Raw genomic sequence first — 14701 nt, forward strand, 5'->3', positions numbered from 1 at the left:
GACGTCCGGCCGGGCAGCCACTGGGACTACTTCCGTGCAAATGCCTGCTTCAGCAGTGAATCCTGCTCGGCTGCGTGTCGCTTCATGGAGCCGGCCGCCGTGGAGGCCGATGCGGGACGCGACACCAGGCGGACGCGCCGGTCCAGCGCCTCCGGGAGGTTCAGGCCCATAAACGGCCACGGTCCCTGGTTGGCGGGCTCGTCCTGGGCCCAGACAACCTCCGCGTTCGGGTACTTGGCCAGTTCCGCTGCGATGTCTTCGTGCGGCAGCGGGTAGAGCTGCTCCACGCGGACAATCGCGGTGGTCTTGTCACCGGTCTTCTGCCGGGTGGACAGGAGATCGTAGTACAGGCGGCCGGAGACCAGCAGCACGCGTTCGACGGCGTCTGCCGCCAGCTGCTCGTGGTCACCGATGACGGGGCGGAAGGAGCCCGTGGTGAAGTCCTCGACGGATGACGCAGCTGCCTTGAGGCGCAGCAGCTGCTTCGGCGTGAAGATGATCAGCGGTTTGCGCGGCCGGCTGTACGCCTGGCGGCGCAGCAGGTGGAAGTGTGATGCCGCCGTGGTGGGGTTGGCGACGATCATGTTCTCTTCGGCGCACATCAGCATGAAGCGTTCGATGCGTGCCGACGAGTGGTCCGGGCCCTGGCCTTCGTAGCCGTGCGGCAGCATCAGGACCAGGGAGGAGCGTTGGCCCCATTTCTGCTCGGCCGAGGAGATGAACTCATCGATGATGGTCTGCGCGCCGTTGACGAAGTCACCGAACTGCGCTTCCCACAGCACCAGGGCATCTGGGCGTTCCACCGAGTAGCCGTATTCGAAGCCCATGGCCGCGTATTCGGACAGCAGGGAGTCGTAGATCCACAGTTTCGCCTGGTCATCCGAGAGGTGGCCCAGGGGCAGCCATTCGCCGCCGTTGGCGCGGTCGTGGAACACCGCATGGCGCTGCACAAACGTGCCGCGGCGCGAGTCCTGGCCGGCGAGCCGGACGGGAACGCCTTCCATGATCAGCGAACCGAAGGCCGCGATCTCGCCAAAGCCCCAGTCGATGCCGCCTTCGCGGGACATCTGCTCGCGCTTTTCGAGGAGCTGCTTGAGCTTGGCGTGGACGGTGAAGCCCTCGGGGATCTGTACGTGGGCCTTGCCGATGTGTGCCAGGGTCTCCGGAGAAATGGCAGTGGACGCCGGGGCGTTGGTGCCGAAGTCAGCCTGCTGGGCGATGGGACGCTCAATGTCGGAGACGGCGGCGGAGTCCGCGGTGATGATCGGGATGGGCGAGGTCTGGGCCGCGTGCGTTTCGGCGAAGACCCGCTCCAGCCGTTCCTGGTAGTCGCGGAGCAGCTGCTCGGCCTCTTCCTCGGTGATGTCGCCACGGCCGATGAGCGCCTCGGTGTACAGCTTGCGGACGGAGCGCTTGGCTTCGATCAGGTTGTACATCATGGGCTGGGTCATCGAGGGGTCATCACCCTCGTTGTGGCCACGGCGGCGGTAGCACACCATGTCGATCACAACGTCCTTGTGGAAACGCTGGCGGAACTCGTAGGCGAGCTGGGCAATGCGCACCACGGCCTCGGGATCGTCACCGTTCACGTGGAACACCGGTGCCTGGATCATCTTGGCGACGTCCGTGGAGTACGTGGATGAACGCGACGACGATGGAGCAGTGGTGAAGCCCACCTGGTTGTTGACCACCACGTGGATGGTGCCGCCGGTCCGGTAGCCGCGGAGCTGGGACAGGTTCAGTGTCTCCGCAACCACGCCCTGGCCCGCAAATGCAGCGTCGCCGTGGACCATCAGGGGCAGGACCGGGAAGGCCTCGCCCTGGTCCAGGCGGTCCTGCTTGGCGCGGACGATGCCTTCGAGCACCGAGTCGACAGCCTCGAGGTGGGACGGGTTGGCGGCGAGGTAGACCTTGGTCTCGTTGCCGTTTTCCGAGGTGAACGTGCCTTCGGTACCGAGGTGGTACTTCACGTCGCCGGAGCCCTGCACGGAGCGGGGATCCTGGGTGCCTTCGAATTCGCGGAACACCTGGGCATAGGTCTTGCCGGCGATGTTGGTGAGGACGTTCAGGCGGCCGCGGTGGGCCATGCCGATTGCAACCTCGTCCAGTCCGTCGTCGGCGGCATCGGAAATGATGGCGTCGAGCAGCGGAATCAGGGATTCGCCGCCTTCCAGGGAGAAGCGCTTCTGGCCGACGAACTTGGTCTGCAGGAAGGTTTCAAACGCTTCGGCCGCATTGAGCCGGGACACAATGCGCAGCTGCTCTTCGCGGCTCGGCTTCGAGTAAGGGTGCTCCAGCTGGTCCTGGAACCACTTGCGTTCCTCCGGCTCCTGGATGTGCATGTACTCGATGCCGGTGGTGCGGCAGTAGGCATCACGGAGGACCCCGAGGATGTCGCGGAACTTGAGCATGGGGGCGCCGCCGAAACCGCCGGTGGGCCACTCACGGTCCAGGTCCCACAGGGTCAGCCCATAGGTGAGGACGTCAAGGTCCGGGTGCTTGCGCTGGACGTACTCCAGGGGGTCGGTGTCTGCCATCAAGTGGCCGCGCACACGGTAGGAGTGGATCAGCTGCTGGATCCGGGCAACCTTGTTGATCTGGTCCGCAGGGTCCACCTGCAGGTCCGGGCTCCAGCGAACGGGCTCGTACGGGATGCGGAGGGACTCGAAGATTTCGTCGTAGAAGTTCTGGGCACCGAGCAGCAGCTGGTGCACAAGCTTCAGGAACTCGCCGCTGCCGGCTCCCTGGATGACGCGGTGGTCATAGGTGGATGTCAGCGTGAGGACCTTGCTGATGGCGTTCTGCGCAATGATCTTTTCGCTGGCGCCCTGGAACTCGGCCGGGTAGTCCAGCGCACCGACGCCGATGATGGCAGCCTGACCCTTGGACAGGCGCGGCACGGAGTGAACGGTGCCGATGCCGCCGGGGTTGGTCAGGGACACCGTAGTGCCGGAGTGGTCGTCAGCGGTCAGCTTGCCGGCGCGGGCACGCTTGATGAGGTCTTCATAGGTGTGCCAGAACTCGGAGAAGTTGAGGGTCTCCGCCTTCTTGATGTTGGGCACCATAAGCAGGCGCGTGCCGTCCGGCTTGGGCATGTCAATGGCGATGCCGAAGTTGACGTGGGCCGGCTGGATAGCGCTGGGCTTGCCATCGATTTCGTCGTAGTAGACGTTCATCGAGGGGAACTGGGCGAGTGCCCGGATCACGGCGTAGCCGATGAGGTGCGTGAAGGAAACCTTGCCGCCGCGTGCACGGGCCAGGTTGGAGTTGATGACCACGCGGTTATCGATCAACAGCTTGGCCGGAATAGCCCGGACGCTGGTGGCCGTGGGGACCTCAAGGCTGGTGACCATGTTGGTGGCGATGGCCTTGGCCGGGCCACGAAGAACGGAGACCACGTCCTCTTCCGGAGCCGTGGGTGCCTTGACGTTCTTGGGAAGCTGGGCGGGAATCGGCTGGGCGCCGGTTCCGGGCTCGGTCTTCTTCGCGCCATCGCGGGCGACCGTAGCGGGAGCTTTCTTTGCCGCCGCAGGGGCGGTGGCCGGCGCTGCGGGCTGAGCGGCCGGCGACGTTGCCGGTGCAGCAGTTGCAGCAGCCGGAGGTGCCGGCGGTACAGCCGGCATTTCGCGGGTTGCTGGGTGGGCCACGGCTACCGCCGTGCTTCCGTTGGAAGAAGAACCGCTGCCTGAATCGAAGGACTCGAAAAGGGGCCACCATTTGGTATCCACCGTGTTCTTGTCTTTCTGATACTGCTCGTACAGTTCGTCAACGAGCCACTCGTTTCCGCCAAATTCCTCTGGTAGACGGTGGCTAGGCTGCTCTGGCACTTGAAATACGCCTCTTCCATGAGTTTGATTTCTCTCTGGCCGCCACGGTGCCGCAGCACAACATTCGAACCAGTCTCTGCGTCCTGAACCCGGACCGTTGCCAGTCTAATGAGCATTCTCTGTTAACTGCCAATAACGGTGACCCAAATCATGGCAATGACGCGGAGATCACGGATTGTGGCGTCCGGGAACCGTCCCGGCGCGGGTTCGCCGGGATCTCGGTGCGGCCATCCGAAAGCCACAATCTGCTCCTGTAGACTGAACTTCTTATGGACAGTAAATCTAGGTGCCGGCCTGGGGGCTGTCAGCGGAGCATGACGTACAGCACCGCGCAGTCCACCCGCAGAGCCGGCAAACCCCGAACACGCGCCCATCATTCTCCGTCAGCCCACCCCGGCGGAGCCCCTATGGAAACAGCGTCGGCTTCGGCCGATCATCCCCCGCCGGTCCGTTTCCCCCGGCTTCACACAGTTTCTCCCGACTTTCGGGCGGGATGCTGAATGGAGTGGTTGCTCCTCGCGGCAGGCCTCCTGCTGATCGCCGGCACCGGCTTCTTCGTCGCCGTCGAATTTTCCCTGATTGCCCTTGACCAGGCCACCGTCCAGCGTGCCATCGATAACGGTGACACGGGTGCCATTCCGCTGCTCAAGTGCCTGAAATCCCTCTCAACCCAGCTTTCCAGCTGCCAGCTCGGCATCACCCTCACCACCCTTCTGACCGGTTACGTGATGGAACCGTCGGTAGGACGCCTCCTCGAGGGCCCGTTGGCCGCCGTCGGTATTCCCGAAGTGGCGGCGGCATCCGTTTCCCTGGTCATCGCCATGGCGCTGGCCACACTGCTGTCCATGCTGCTTGGCGAACTCGTGCCCAAGAACATGGCCATTGCGCTGTCCTTCCAAGTGGGCAAGGCGCTGGCGCGGCCGCAGCTGGTCTTTACGGCCATCTTCAAGCCCGCCATCGTGGTGCTCAACGGCTTTTCCAACAAGGTACTGAACGTCTTTGGCCTGGAGGCCAAGGAAGAAATTTCCGGTGCCCGGACGCCGGCCGAGCTCGCCTCCCTGGTGCGGCGCTCCGCCGCCATGGGAACGCTCGACGCCGGGACGGCCAACTTTGTGGCCCGCACCCTGAACTTCTCGGCCCGGACGGCCGCCGATGTTATGACGCCCCGGATCCGGATGGAAACCATCGACGCAGACCAGCCTGTCTCGGACATCCTGGACGCCGCCCGGCGCACCGGGTACTCCCGTTTCCCCGTCATCGGGGAGTCCTCCGACGACATCAAGGGCCTGGTCCACGTCAAGAAGGCCGTTGCCGTGCCGTGGGACCGGCGGGCCAACCTGGAGGCAGGGGCCATCATGACCGATGTCCTCCGCGTGCCGGAGACCATCCACCTCGATGCCCTCCTGGCCGAGCTGCGCGAGGGAAACCTCCAGCTCGCGATTGTCCTGGATGAATACGGCGGAACCGCAGGCATCGCCACGCTTGAGGACCTGGTGGAGGAAATCGTCGGTGAAGTGTCCGACGAGCACGACAAGGTACGCCCGGGACTGCTCCAGAGCGCCTCCGGGGACTGGTACTTCCCCGGGTTGCTGCGCCCCGACGAGCTTTCCGAACAGATCCCGGGGCTGACCGTTCCGGACGAAGCCGCCTACGAAACCGTGGGCGGGTACGTCATGAGTGAACTGGGCCGGATCGCCGCAGTGGGGGACACCGTCGACGTAGGCGGAGGCACGCTGAGCGTGACCAGGATGGACGGCCGAAGGATCGAGCGGATCTCCTTCCATCCGGCGGCGCCTGAAGCGGAGCCTGCTCCGGAAGACGGGAGTGAACGATGAGTGACTGGGCCGGAATCGCCTGGCTGGTTGTCCTCCTGCTGGGTAACGCATTTTTTGTCGGCGCCGAGTTCGCCGTGATGTCGGCCAGGCGCAGCCAGATCGAACCCCTTGCCGAGGCCGGTTCCAAGCGGGCACAGACCACGTTGCGCGCCATGGAAAACGTCTCATTGATGCTGGCCTGCGCGCAGTTGGGCATCACCGTGTGCTCGCTGCTGATCCTGCAAGTGGCCGAACCGGCCATCCACCACCTGATGGCGGCTCCCCTGGAAGCAGTCGGGTTGCCGATGGAAGTTGCCGACGTCGCAGCGTTCGCGATTGCCCTGATGGTGGTGACCTTCCTTCACGTGACATTCGGCGAGATGGTACCGAAGAACATCTCGGTATCGGTGGCGGACAAGGCTGCCTTGCTGCTGGCGCCGCCGCTGATGTTTGTTGCCAAGCTGGTCAACCCGGCCATCGTCGCGCTGAACTGGTCGGCCAACCACATCCTCAAGCTGCTGCGGATTGAGCCCAAGGATGAGGTGAACTCGTCCTTCACGCTCGAAGAGGTCCAGTCGATCGTGCAGGAATCCACCCGCCACGGGCTGGTGGATGATCACGCGGGCCTGATCACCGGCGCCCTGGAATTTTCCGAACACACGGCGTCGGACATCATGGTTCCGCTGGACGACCTGGTCATGCTGAAGGCGGCCACCACGCCGGTGGAGTTTGAAAAAGCCGTCAGCAGGACCGGTTTTTCAAGGTTCCCGATGCTGGACGATGACGGCATGCTGTCCGGGTACCTCCACGTGAAGGATGTGCTGTCCATTCCCGAGTCGGACTACCAGCACCCCATCGCCGAGAGCAGGATCCGGTCGCTGGCCAACCTCGCGCTGGACGACGAAGTTGAAACGGCCATGTCCGTCATGCAGCGCACGGGCTCACACCTGGCCCGCGTGATCGGCGCGGACGGGCAGACCCACGGCGTCCTCTTCCTGGAAGACGTGATCGAGCAGCTGGTGGGAGAGATCCGGGACGCCACGCAGGCCACAGGCATCAGGAGGCTGGGCGAGCCGAATGGTGACTGAGCGCGCCCGGCTCCGCACGGGACCGGCCCGGCTATCCTAAATAGGAATCATTCACATTTAGGGGTAAGCTTTTGGGAGACGCAACTGTCCATCCCTGTACTGAACTGAGGTTCCCGTGCGCCACCCCGCCGCCATCCGAACGTCCCTCGCAGCCCTCGCCGGCGTGAGCCTGCTGCTCACCGCCTGCGGCTCCGGAGGCGGTGCGCCGTCGGCGACGTCCGGCACGGAGTCTTCCGCCGGCGTCGTCGACGTGGTGGCGTCCACCAACGTGTACGGGGACATCGCCGCGATCATCGGCGGGGACAAAGTCAACATCACCTCCATCATCACCAAGACCAGCCAGGACCCGCATTCGTATGAGGCCACCGCCCAGGACCGGCTGCTGGTGTCCAAGGCGGAACTGGTGATCGAGAACGGCGGCGGCTACGACGCCTTCCTCCACAAGATGGCCGACGACAGCAACATCCCGCACAGCAATATCGTCACGGCCACCGAAGTGGGCGGCCTGGCTCCGGAGGAAGGCCACCCCGATTCGCCGTCGGCGGCGAGCGAGTCAGCTGGCGGCCACCACCACGAGCACGGTGAGATCAACGAGCACGCCTGGTACAGCATGGATGCCATGGGCAAGCTCGCTGATTCACTGGCGGCCAAACTGGGTGAACTGGAACCGGGATCAGCCGCCCTGTTCACGTCCAATGCCGCAACCTTCAAGGCCGGGGTAGACGGCCTGGCCGTCAAGCTCGCCGCGCTGAAGGCCAACGGAACCGGCGCAGCCGTGGCCGTGACCGAACCCGTCCCGCTGTACCTGCTCGAAGCAGCCGGGCTGGAGAACAAGACTCCGGCCGACTACACCGCCGCGATCGAGGAAGGCTCGGACGTCCCGCCCGCGGTGCTGAAGGCAGCCACGGACCTGGCCGGATCCAAGGACATCAGGTTCCTGGCGTACAACGCGCAGACAGAGGGAACCCAGACGCAGGCGCTGAAAAAGGCGGCCGAAGCAGCAGGCGTTCCCGTCATTGACTTCAGCGAAACCCTGCCCGAAGGCAAGACGTACCTGCAGTGGATGACGGACAATGTTGATAACGTCAGCAAAGTCTTGGAGAAAAATAGTTGAAACCGGTGGTCAGCCTCCGCGGGGCGTCCCTGCAGTTCGGCAAACGCTTGCTCTGGGAGGATCTCGACCTGGACATCAGGCCCGGTGAGTTTTTCGCCGTCCTGGGCCCCAACGGCAGCGGAAAGACCAGTTTCCTCAAGGTTCTCCTGGGCCTGCAGGAACTGCAGTCCGGCCGGGCCACCCTTGGCGACCGTCCGGTGGAGCGGGGCAGCAACCTGATCGGCTACATTCCGCAGCAGAAATCCTTTGCTCCGGACACCCCCATGCGTGCGCGCGACCTGGTGGGGCTCGGCGTGGACGGCCACCGCTGGGGGCTGCGGCTGGGCAAGTCCCGGGCAAACCGCAGGATCGATGAGCTGCTGGAGCTGGTGGGCGCCAGTGACTACGCCAAAGTCCCGGTGGGCCAGCTCTCCGGCGGTGAGCAGCAGCGACTCCGGGTGGCCCAGGCGCTGGCCACGGACCCCAGGGTCCTCCTCTGTGACGAACCGTTGCTGTCCCTGGACCTGCACCATCAGCAGGCCGTCAGCGCGCTGATCAACAAGCAGTGCCACGCCCAGAACAGCGCGGTGGTTTTTGTCACCCATGAAATCAACCCCATCATCGACTACGTTGACCGGGTGCTGTACCTGGTCGGCGGGCGGTTCCGCGTGGGGACCCCGGAAGAGGTCATGACCACCGAGGTCCTGTCAGAGCTCTATGGCAGCCACGTGGAAGTCATCCACGCGAACGGGCGCATCGTCGTCATCGGCCTCCCCGACGCGACCACGCACCATCACGCCGATGTCCACGCCACGGTGGGGGAGGTGGCCTGATGGACGCGGACAGCATTATCGGAGCGATCTTCAGCTTCGAGAACTACGGAGAGCTGCTGGTGTTGGTCCAGAACTCCATCTGGGCCGGGGCCGTGTTGGGCCTGCTGGGCGGGCTGGTGGGCACTTTCGTGATGAAACGGGACCTGGCCTTCGCCGTCCACGGCATCTCGGAGCTCTCCTTCGCCGGGGCGGCGTTTGCGCTCCTGATCGGCTCGGACATCGTGTTTGGCTCGCTCATCGGCTCGGTGGCGGCGGCGCTGCTCCTGGGCCTGATGGGTGTCCGGGCGCGGGACAAAAACTCCATCATCGGGGTGATCATGCCCTTCGGCCTGGGGCTCGGCATCCTGTTCCTGTCGCTTTACGAAGGCCGGGCCGCCAACAAATTCGGCCTGCTCACGGGGCAGATCGTGTCCGTGGACACCGTCCAGCTCCAAGTCCTTGCAGGCGCCGCTGTGCTGGTCATTGCAGCCCTGGCAGCCATCTGGCGCCCGCTGAACTTTGCCAGCCTTGATCCCGAACTGGCCGAAGCCCGCGGGGTGCCCGTCCGGACGCTCGCGCTGATCTTCATGGTCCTGCTCGGAGTCAGCGTAGCGCTGTCCATCCAGGTGGTGGGGGCGCTCCTGGTGCTCGCCTTGCTGATCACTCCCGCAGCCGCGGCGCTCCGCGTGACGTCCGCTCCCGTGGCCGTGGTGGCGCTCAGTGTTGTTTTCGCCGTCACGGCTACGGTGGGCGGAATCTTGCTGGCCCTGGGCGGACGGATCCCCATCAGCCCTTACGTCACCACACTGTCATTCCTGATCTACGTGGTGTGCCGCGTCGTCGGCAGTGTCCGGGCCAAGCGTGGCATCAACGGCCGGCTGGTGCACGCCCGCTGACACGGGCATACGCCGGATGCTTAAGGTTGCGGCGGCGCTGGCCGTCAGAGCTTGCCGGCGGCCCTGAGGGTTGTGCACTCCGGGCACAGGCCGAAGATCTCCACGGTGTGCGCCACCTCCGTGTAGCCATGTTCGGTGGCGATCCGGGCGGCCCAGGTTTCCACGGCCGGGGCCTCGACTTCCACGGCCTTCCCGCAGTTGCGGCACAGCAGGTGATGGTGGTGCCCGGTCACGGCACAGCGCCGGTAAACGGCTTCGCCCTCGCCGTTGCGCAGCACGTCCACGAGGCCCTCGTCGGCGAGGGACTGCAGGATCCGGTACGCGGTTGCCAGGGAAACTGAGACGCCCTTGTTCTGCAGGATGCGGTATAGCTCCTGCGTGCTGACGAAGTCATCCAGCTCGTCCAGCGCAGCACTGACGGCCACACGCTGCTTGGTGACGCGCTGCTCCTTGCCGGGCACACTAACGGTGCCTGCGCCGGATGCAGCCGTCGACGGCGTGGCGTCAGCTTTGGTGCCGAACGGCATGAAGGTACTCGCTTCCCTGAGGGACGGTGGCAATCATCAAGATTACCAGCCGGGGCTGAACAGCCGGACGCCCCGTGGACAGGCCTGGGGCCGGACCCTAGGCTGGCGCTATGAAGCTGACAAAATACACCCACGCGTGCGTCCGGCTTGAGAAGGACGGCGGGGTGCTGGTGCTGGACCCGGGAACCTTCTCCGAAACGGCCGAGGCCCTGGCCGGGGCTCAGGCCGTGCTGATCACGCACGAGCACGCCGACCATGTGGATGTGCCGGCCATGGTCAACGCAATGCGCCGCTCTGACGTCCTGGCGGTCTTCGCGCCGGCCGGAGTGGCCGCCCGTCTGCGGGAGGAAGCGCCGCAGGCCGCAGTGCGGATCCACACGGTTGAACCCGGTTCCAGTTTCGACGCGGCCGGCTTCAACGTGCGCAGCTTCGGCGGACAGCACGCACTGATCCACCCGCAGGTTCCCATCGTGGCCAACATCGGCTACCTGGTGGACGGCAACGTCTACCACCCGGGGGACTCTTTCATCATCCCGGACGGCCTCAGCGTACAGACGCTGCTGGTTCCGCTCCACGCGCCGTGGAGCAAGGTCAGCGAGGTAGTGGATTTTGTTATTGCCGTCCGGGCCCCGCGTGCGTTCCAGATCCACGACGGGCTGCTCAACGAAACGGGCCTGAAGGTGGCAGAATCCCATGTTGCCCGGCTGGGCCGGAAATACGGCACCGAGTACACCCGCCTTGCTCCCCGGGAATCAGTGGAGGTCTGATGGGCTACATATTCCAGACGCCGGTCTCGAAAAACTTGCGGATGACTTCCTCATACGGCTCGGGGTCCAGGCCCTGCCCTGACAGCCACGCGGGATTGTAGTAGTTGCCCGCATAGCGGTCGCCGCCGTCGCACATCAACGACACAATGCTGCCGCGCTGTCCCTCGGCCACCATTTCCGCCACAAGCTGCCAGACACCCCACAGGTTGGTGCCCGTGGACGGTCCGGCGTGCAGGTCGGCGACCGTGCGCAGGTGCCGCATGGCTGCGACGGAGGCGGCATCGGGAACCTGGATCATGTGGTCGATGACGGCGGGCACAAAGCTCGGTTCCAGCCGCGGCCGGCCGATTCCTTCGATCCGTGACGGCAGGCCGGTGCTGGCCTCACTCCCACCGCTCAGCCAGCCGGGGTAAAACGCGGAATTCTCCGGGTCCACCACCGCAAGGCGCGTGTTGTGGCCGCGGTAGCGCAGGTAGCGGCCAATGGTCGCACTGGTACCTCCGGTCCCTGCACCCACCACGATCCAGCGGGGGACGGGGTGTTCCTCCAGCGCCAGCTGCCCGAAGATGGACTCCGCGATGTTGTTGTTGCCGCGCCAGTCCGTGGCCCGCTCCGCGTACGTGAACTGGTCCATGTAGTGGCCGTTGGACGTGGTAGCGATGTCCGCCGCCGCAGCATAAACCTCCGATGCGTGGTCAACCAACAGGCACGAGCCGCCGAACTGTTCGATCAGCGCGATCTTCTCCGGGCTCGTCGTGCGGGTCATGACCGCTACGAACGGCAGGCCCAGGAGCTGCGCGAAATATGCCTCCGAAACAGCGGTGCTGCCGCTGGACGCCTCCACTATGGTGGTACCTTCGCGGATCCAGCCGTTGACCAGGCCGAAGAGGAACAGCGAGCGGGCCAGCCGGTGTTTGAGGCTCCCCGAACGGTGCGTGGATTCGTCCTTGAGGTAAAGCTGGACGCCCCAGTGCTGCGGGAGCGGTACCGAGTAGAGATGGGTATCGGCGGACCGGTTGTTTTCCGCATTGACTTTTCTGATGGCCTGGTCAGCCCAGGCCCGGTCCGCGCTCGCGTTCTTCACCGGACCAGCCTACCGTCGGCCCTCCACGCCAGCCGTTCTGCCGCAGCTAGAGTTGGATCAGCGACTGCACACCTCACAAGCACAAATTGCAAGGAGAACGATGGGTCCACTGATGGCTGTCCCGGCTTTGGCGGCGCGTCTCGACGCCGGCCAGCGAACCGTGGTGTTGGACGTCCGCTGGGCGCTGGGGGATCCGCACGGCCGGGAACACTACCTTGAGGGGCACCTCCCCGGGGCAGTTTTTGTGGACCTCGCCACCGAGTTGGCGACGCCGGCCACCCCGGCCCGCGGCAGGCACCCGCTGCCCACGGACGCGGAATTCCAGGAAACTGCCAGGCGCTGGGGGATCAATAACGGCGACGTTGTGGTGGCCTATGACAACAGCGGCAACATGGCTGCCGCCCGGCTCTGGTGGATGCTCCGCAATGCCGGGTTCCAGGACGTGTACCTGCTCGACGGCGGACTGGCCGTCTGGCGGGACGCCGGACTGCCGCTGGATACCGGACCCGTGCACGCCGTCGTCGGGCGTGTTTCCTTTGATGTTTCTCCTGCCGGAGGCAGGATGCCCAGTATCGACGCGGCCGGAGCGGCAGACTGGCCGGCAACTGGCGTCCTCCTGGATGCCCGGGCCGGCGAAAGGTACCGGGGCGAATTTGAACCCGTTGATCCCCGCGCCGGCCACATTCCGGGCGCCCGCAGCGCACCCACAACGGAGAACGTGGACGGGGCCGGGCACTTCCTGCCAGCTGGTGAGCTGCGGCGCCGGTTCGAGGACCTCGGCGTCCGTGACGACGTCCCGGTGGCCGTGTACTGCGGCTCGGGCGTGACCGCCGCCCATGAGGTGGCGGCCCTTGAAATCGCCGGATTCCGGGCAGCCCTCTATCCGGGATCCTTCTCGGAATGGTCGAACAATCCGGCCCTGCCGGTGGCGACGGGCAGTGGCCCGAGTGGCCATGCGGCGGCCCGCGGGGGTAGCGTCGAAGGATGACCCCAGGACGCCCCGTACCGCCGCCCCTTGCCCGCCCCGTATTGCCGAACGACGATGCTCTTGCTGCTAATCCCGCTACGGGCCTGGACACCGTTCCCGGCACCGGGGTGCTGGCAGCCGCGTACGGCGCGGCTTCCGCCGACAGCGGCCTGGCACCCCTGACGCTGGCCCGGCGTGCCCCCAAAGCGGACGACGTCGAGATTGCCATCGAATTCTGCGGCCTGTGCCACTCGGACGTGCACGCCACGCGTGGTGAATGGGGCAGCCAGAAATATCCGCTGGTCCCCGGCCACGAGATTGTCGGAACCGTCAGCCGCGTCGGCTCGGCCGTGACTGACTTCATCCCGGGCGACCGCGTGGGCGTCGGATGCATGGTTGATTCCTGCCGTGAATGCAAGAGCTGCCTGGACGGCCTGGAACAGTACTGCGAAATCGGGCTGATCGGGACTTACGGCGCCAAGGATCCCCGCAACGGCGATGCCATCACCCAGGGCGGTTACTCGTCCGCCGTGGTGGTGGACCGGCGCTACGTGGTCCGAGTGCCCGGCAACCTGGACCCGGCCGCCGTCGCCCCCTTGCTCTGCGCAGGCGTCACCACGTTCTCTCCCTTGCGGCACTTCGACGTGGAGGAAGGCGACGTGGTGGGCGTGGTGGGGCTCGGCGGGCTCGGACACATGGCCGTGAAGCTCGCCAAGGCCATGGGGGCGCGGGTGGTGGTGTTCACCACCTCCGAAGCCAAGGTGCCGGCCGCACTGGAACTCGGGGCCGACGAAGTGATCCTGTCCCGGGACAAAGATGCCATGGCCGCCGCGGACCGCACCATCGACCTCATCATCGACACCGTGGCTGCTCCACACGACCTGAATCCGTTTTTCCGCACCCTGCGCGTGGACGGTGCGCTGTTTCAGCTGGGCCTGCCCTCCGACGCCATGCCGCCGGTGAATCCGGGGGCCCTGATCCGGCGGCGGATCGCGTACGCTGGCTCGCTGATCGGCGGCATCGCCGAAACTCAGGAGATGCTCGACTTCTGCGCCGAGCACGGAGTAGTGGCGGATATCGAACTGGTGCGCGCAGACCAGCTGAATGAGGCCTACGACCGCATGGTGGCAGGCGACGTGAAATACCGGTTTGTGCTGGACACCAGCACCCTGCAGGCTCCGGCCGAGAAGGCAGACGCATGAGCACCCTGTTCACCAAAATCATCAATGGCGAGATCCCCGGACGCTTCGTCTGGCGGGAGGCCGACGTTGCGGCCTTCCTGACCACGGGTCCCCTGGCCAACGGGCACACCCTGGTGGTCCCCACCGAGGAGGTTGACCGCTGGACGGATGCGTCCCCGGAAACCCTCGCGAAGGTGATGGAAGTGGCCCGCCGGATCGGTGCGGTGCAGCTGGACGTCTTCCCCGCCGAGCGGGCGGGGCTGATTGTGGCCGGGTACGAGATCAACCACCTGCACGTCCACGTGTGGCCGTCCAGGACCATGGCTGACTTCGATTTCGCCTCGGCCGACCAGAACCCGGATCCCGCGGTGCTGGATGCGAACGCCGAAAAGCTGCGTGCCGGGCTTCGGGCCGCCGGCTACGCGGAGTTCGTTCCCTCCAGCTGAGCCTGACGCCCGCGCCGGTTTGGCCCGGACTTTGCTCGGGCCAGCCGTGGGCCGTCCGGGTATTTTTTCCTGGCGGCCTAGGAGGCTGCTGAACAAGGCGGTTGTGGGGCGGGCGGAACGCCACCAATGGGCCGTCTAGCGGCGTGTTCTGGTCAGCACCCTTGGGTGCGACAACGGGGTCGTTCCGCCCGCTTGGCTT

12 protein-coding genes are annotated in these 14701 nt (G+C 65.5%); 9 read left to right on the top strand and 3 right to left on the bottom strand.

The window, feature by feature from the left end; all coding sequences use genetic code 11:
• Positions 1-26 precede the first annotated feature (26 nt).
• A complete protein-coding gene (locus tag NFC73_RS02970; RefSeq protein ID WP_254747493.1) occupies positions 27-3827 on the bottom strand; it encodes a multifunctional oxoglutarate decarboxylase/oxoglutarate dehydrogenase thiamine pyrophosphate-binding subunit/dihydrolipoyllysine-residue succinyltransferase subunit in 3801 nt (1266 codons plus the stop codon).
• Between the two features lie 500 nt (positions 3828-4327).
• Between NFC73_RS02970 and NFC73_RS02975 the strand changes: the two genes are divergently transcribed.
• The 5 genes from NFC73_RS02975 (at position 4328) to NFC73_RS02995 (ending at position 9530) form a co-directional block, all read left to right on the top strand.
• A complete protein-coding gene (locus tag NFC73_RS02975; RefSeq protein ID WP_254747495.1) occupies positions 4328-5662 on the top strand; it encodes a hemolysin family protein in 1335 nt (444 codons plus the stop codon).
• Positions 5659-6729 (top strand): hemolysin family protein, encoded by a 1071-nt coding sequence (locus NFC73_RS02980; RefSeq protein WP_254747497.1) that lies wholly within the window; start codon positions 5659-5661, stop codon positions 6727-6729. Before NFC73_RS02975 ends, NFC73_RS02980 begins: the two co-directional genes overlap by 4 nt.
• A gap of 115 nt (positions 6730-6844) precedes the next feature.
• Positions 6845-7843, top strand: a complete 999-nt coding sequence (locus tag NFC73_RS02985; RefSeq protein WP_254747499.1) for a metal ABC transporter solute-binding protein, Zn/Mn family — start codon at positions 6845-6847, stop codon at positions 7841-7843.
• Positions 7840-8655, top strand: coding sequence for a metal ABC transporter ATP-binding protein (locus NFC73_RS02990; protein WP_254747502.1), 816 nt, complete (start codon positions 7840-7842; stop codon positions 8653-8655). The genes NFC73_RS02985 and NFC73_RS02990 overlap by 4 nt, the downstream gene beginning before the upstream one ends.
• On the top strand, positions 8655-9530 hold the full coding sequence (locus NFC73_RS02995) for a metal ABC transporter permease (RefSeq protein WP_254747504.1): 876 nt from the start codon (positions 8655-8657) through the stop codon (positions 9528-9530). The genes NFC73_RS02990 and NFC73_RS02995 overlap by 1 nt, the downstream gene beginning before the upstream one ends.
• 44 nt (positions 9531-9574) lie before the next feature.
• Here the strand turns inward: NFC73_RS02995 and NFC73_RS03000 are convergent, their stop codons facing one another.
• Positions 9575-10057 (bottom strand): Fur family transcriptional regulator, encoded by a 483-nt coding sequence (locus NFC73_RS03000; RefSeq protein ID WP_252600109.1) that lies wholly within the window; start codon positions 10055-10057, stop codon positions 9575-9577.
• A 110-nt stretch (positions 10058-10167) separates the two neighbouring features.
• On the opposite strand from NFC73_RS03000, the gene NFC73_RS03005 reads away from it, so the two are divergent.
• Positions 10168-10824 carry an MBL fold metallo-hydrolase gene (locus tag NFC73_RS03005; RefSeq protein ID WP_254747506.1) on the top strand — a complete coding sequence of 219 codons (657 nt, stop codon included), beginning with the start codon at positions 10168-10170 and terminating at the stop codon, positions 10822-10824.
• Between the two features lie 4 nt (positions 10825-10828).
• On the opposite strand, the gene NFC73_RS03010 is transcribed toward NFC73_RS03005, so the two are convergent.
• Positions 10829-11908 carry a PLP-dependent cysteine synthase family protein gene (locus tag NFC73_RS03010; RefSeq protein WP_254747507.1) on the bottom strand — a complete coding sequence of 360 codons (1080 nt, stop codon included), beginning with the start codon at positions 11906-11908 and terminating at the stop codon, positions 10829-10831.
• Between the two features lie 100 nt (positions 11909-12008).
• Between NFC73_RS03010 and NFC73_RS03015 the strand changes: the two genes are divergently transcribed.
• Genes NFC73_RS03015 through NFC73_RS03025 form a run of 3 tightly spaced genes read left to right on the top strand, consistent with a single transcriptional unit; the run spans position 12009 to position 14502 of the window.
• Complete coding sequence (locus tag NFC73_RS03015; protein WP_254747508.1) at positions 12009-12896, top strand: sulfurtransferase; 888 nt, start codon at positions 12009-12011, stop codon at positions 12894-12896.
• A complete protein-coding gene (locus NFC73_RS03020; RefSeq protein ID WP_256548517.1) occupies positions 12893-14077 on the top strand; it encodes an NAD(P)-dependent alcohol dehydrogenase in 1185 nt (394 codons plus the stop codon). Before NFC73_RS03015 ends, NFC73_RS03020 begins: the two co-directional genes overlap by 4 nt.
• On the top strand, positions 14074-14502 hold the full coding sequence (locus NFC73_RS03025; RefSeq protein ID WP_254747509.1) for an HIT family protein: 429 nt from the start codon (positions 14074-14076) through the stop codon (positions 14500-14502). The genes NFC73_RS03020 and NFC73_RS03025 overlap by 4 nt, the downstream gene beginning before the upstream one ends.
• The last annotated feature ends 199 nt before the right edge of the window (positions 14503-14701 follow it).

Origin of the sequence: Pseudarthrobacter humi (genome assembly GCF_024294965.1) — a bacterium.
GTDB classification, from domain to species: Bacteria; Actinomycetota; Actinomycetes; order Actinomycetales; family Micrococcaceae; genus Arthrobacter; species Arthrobacter humi.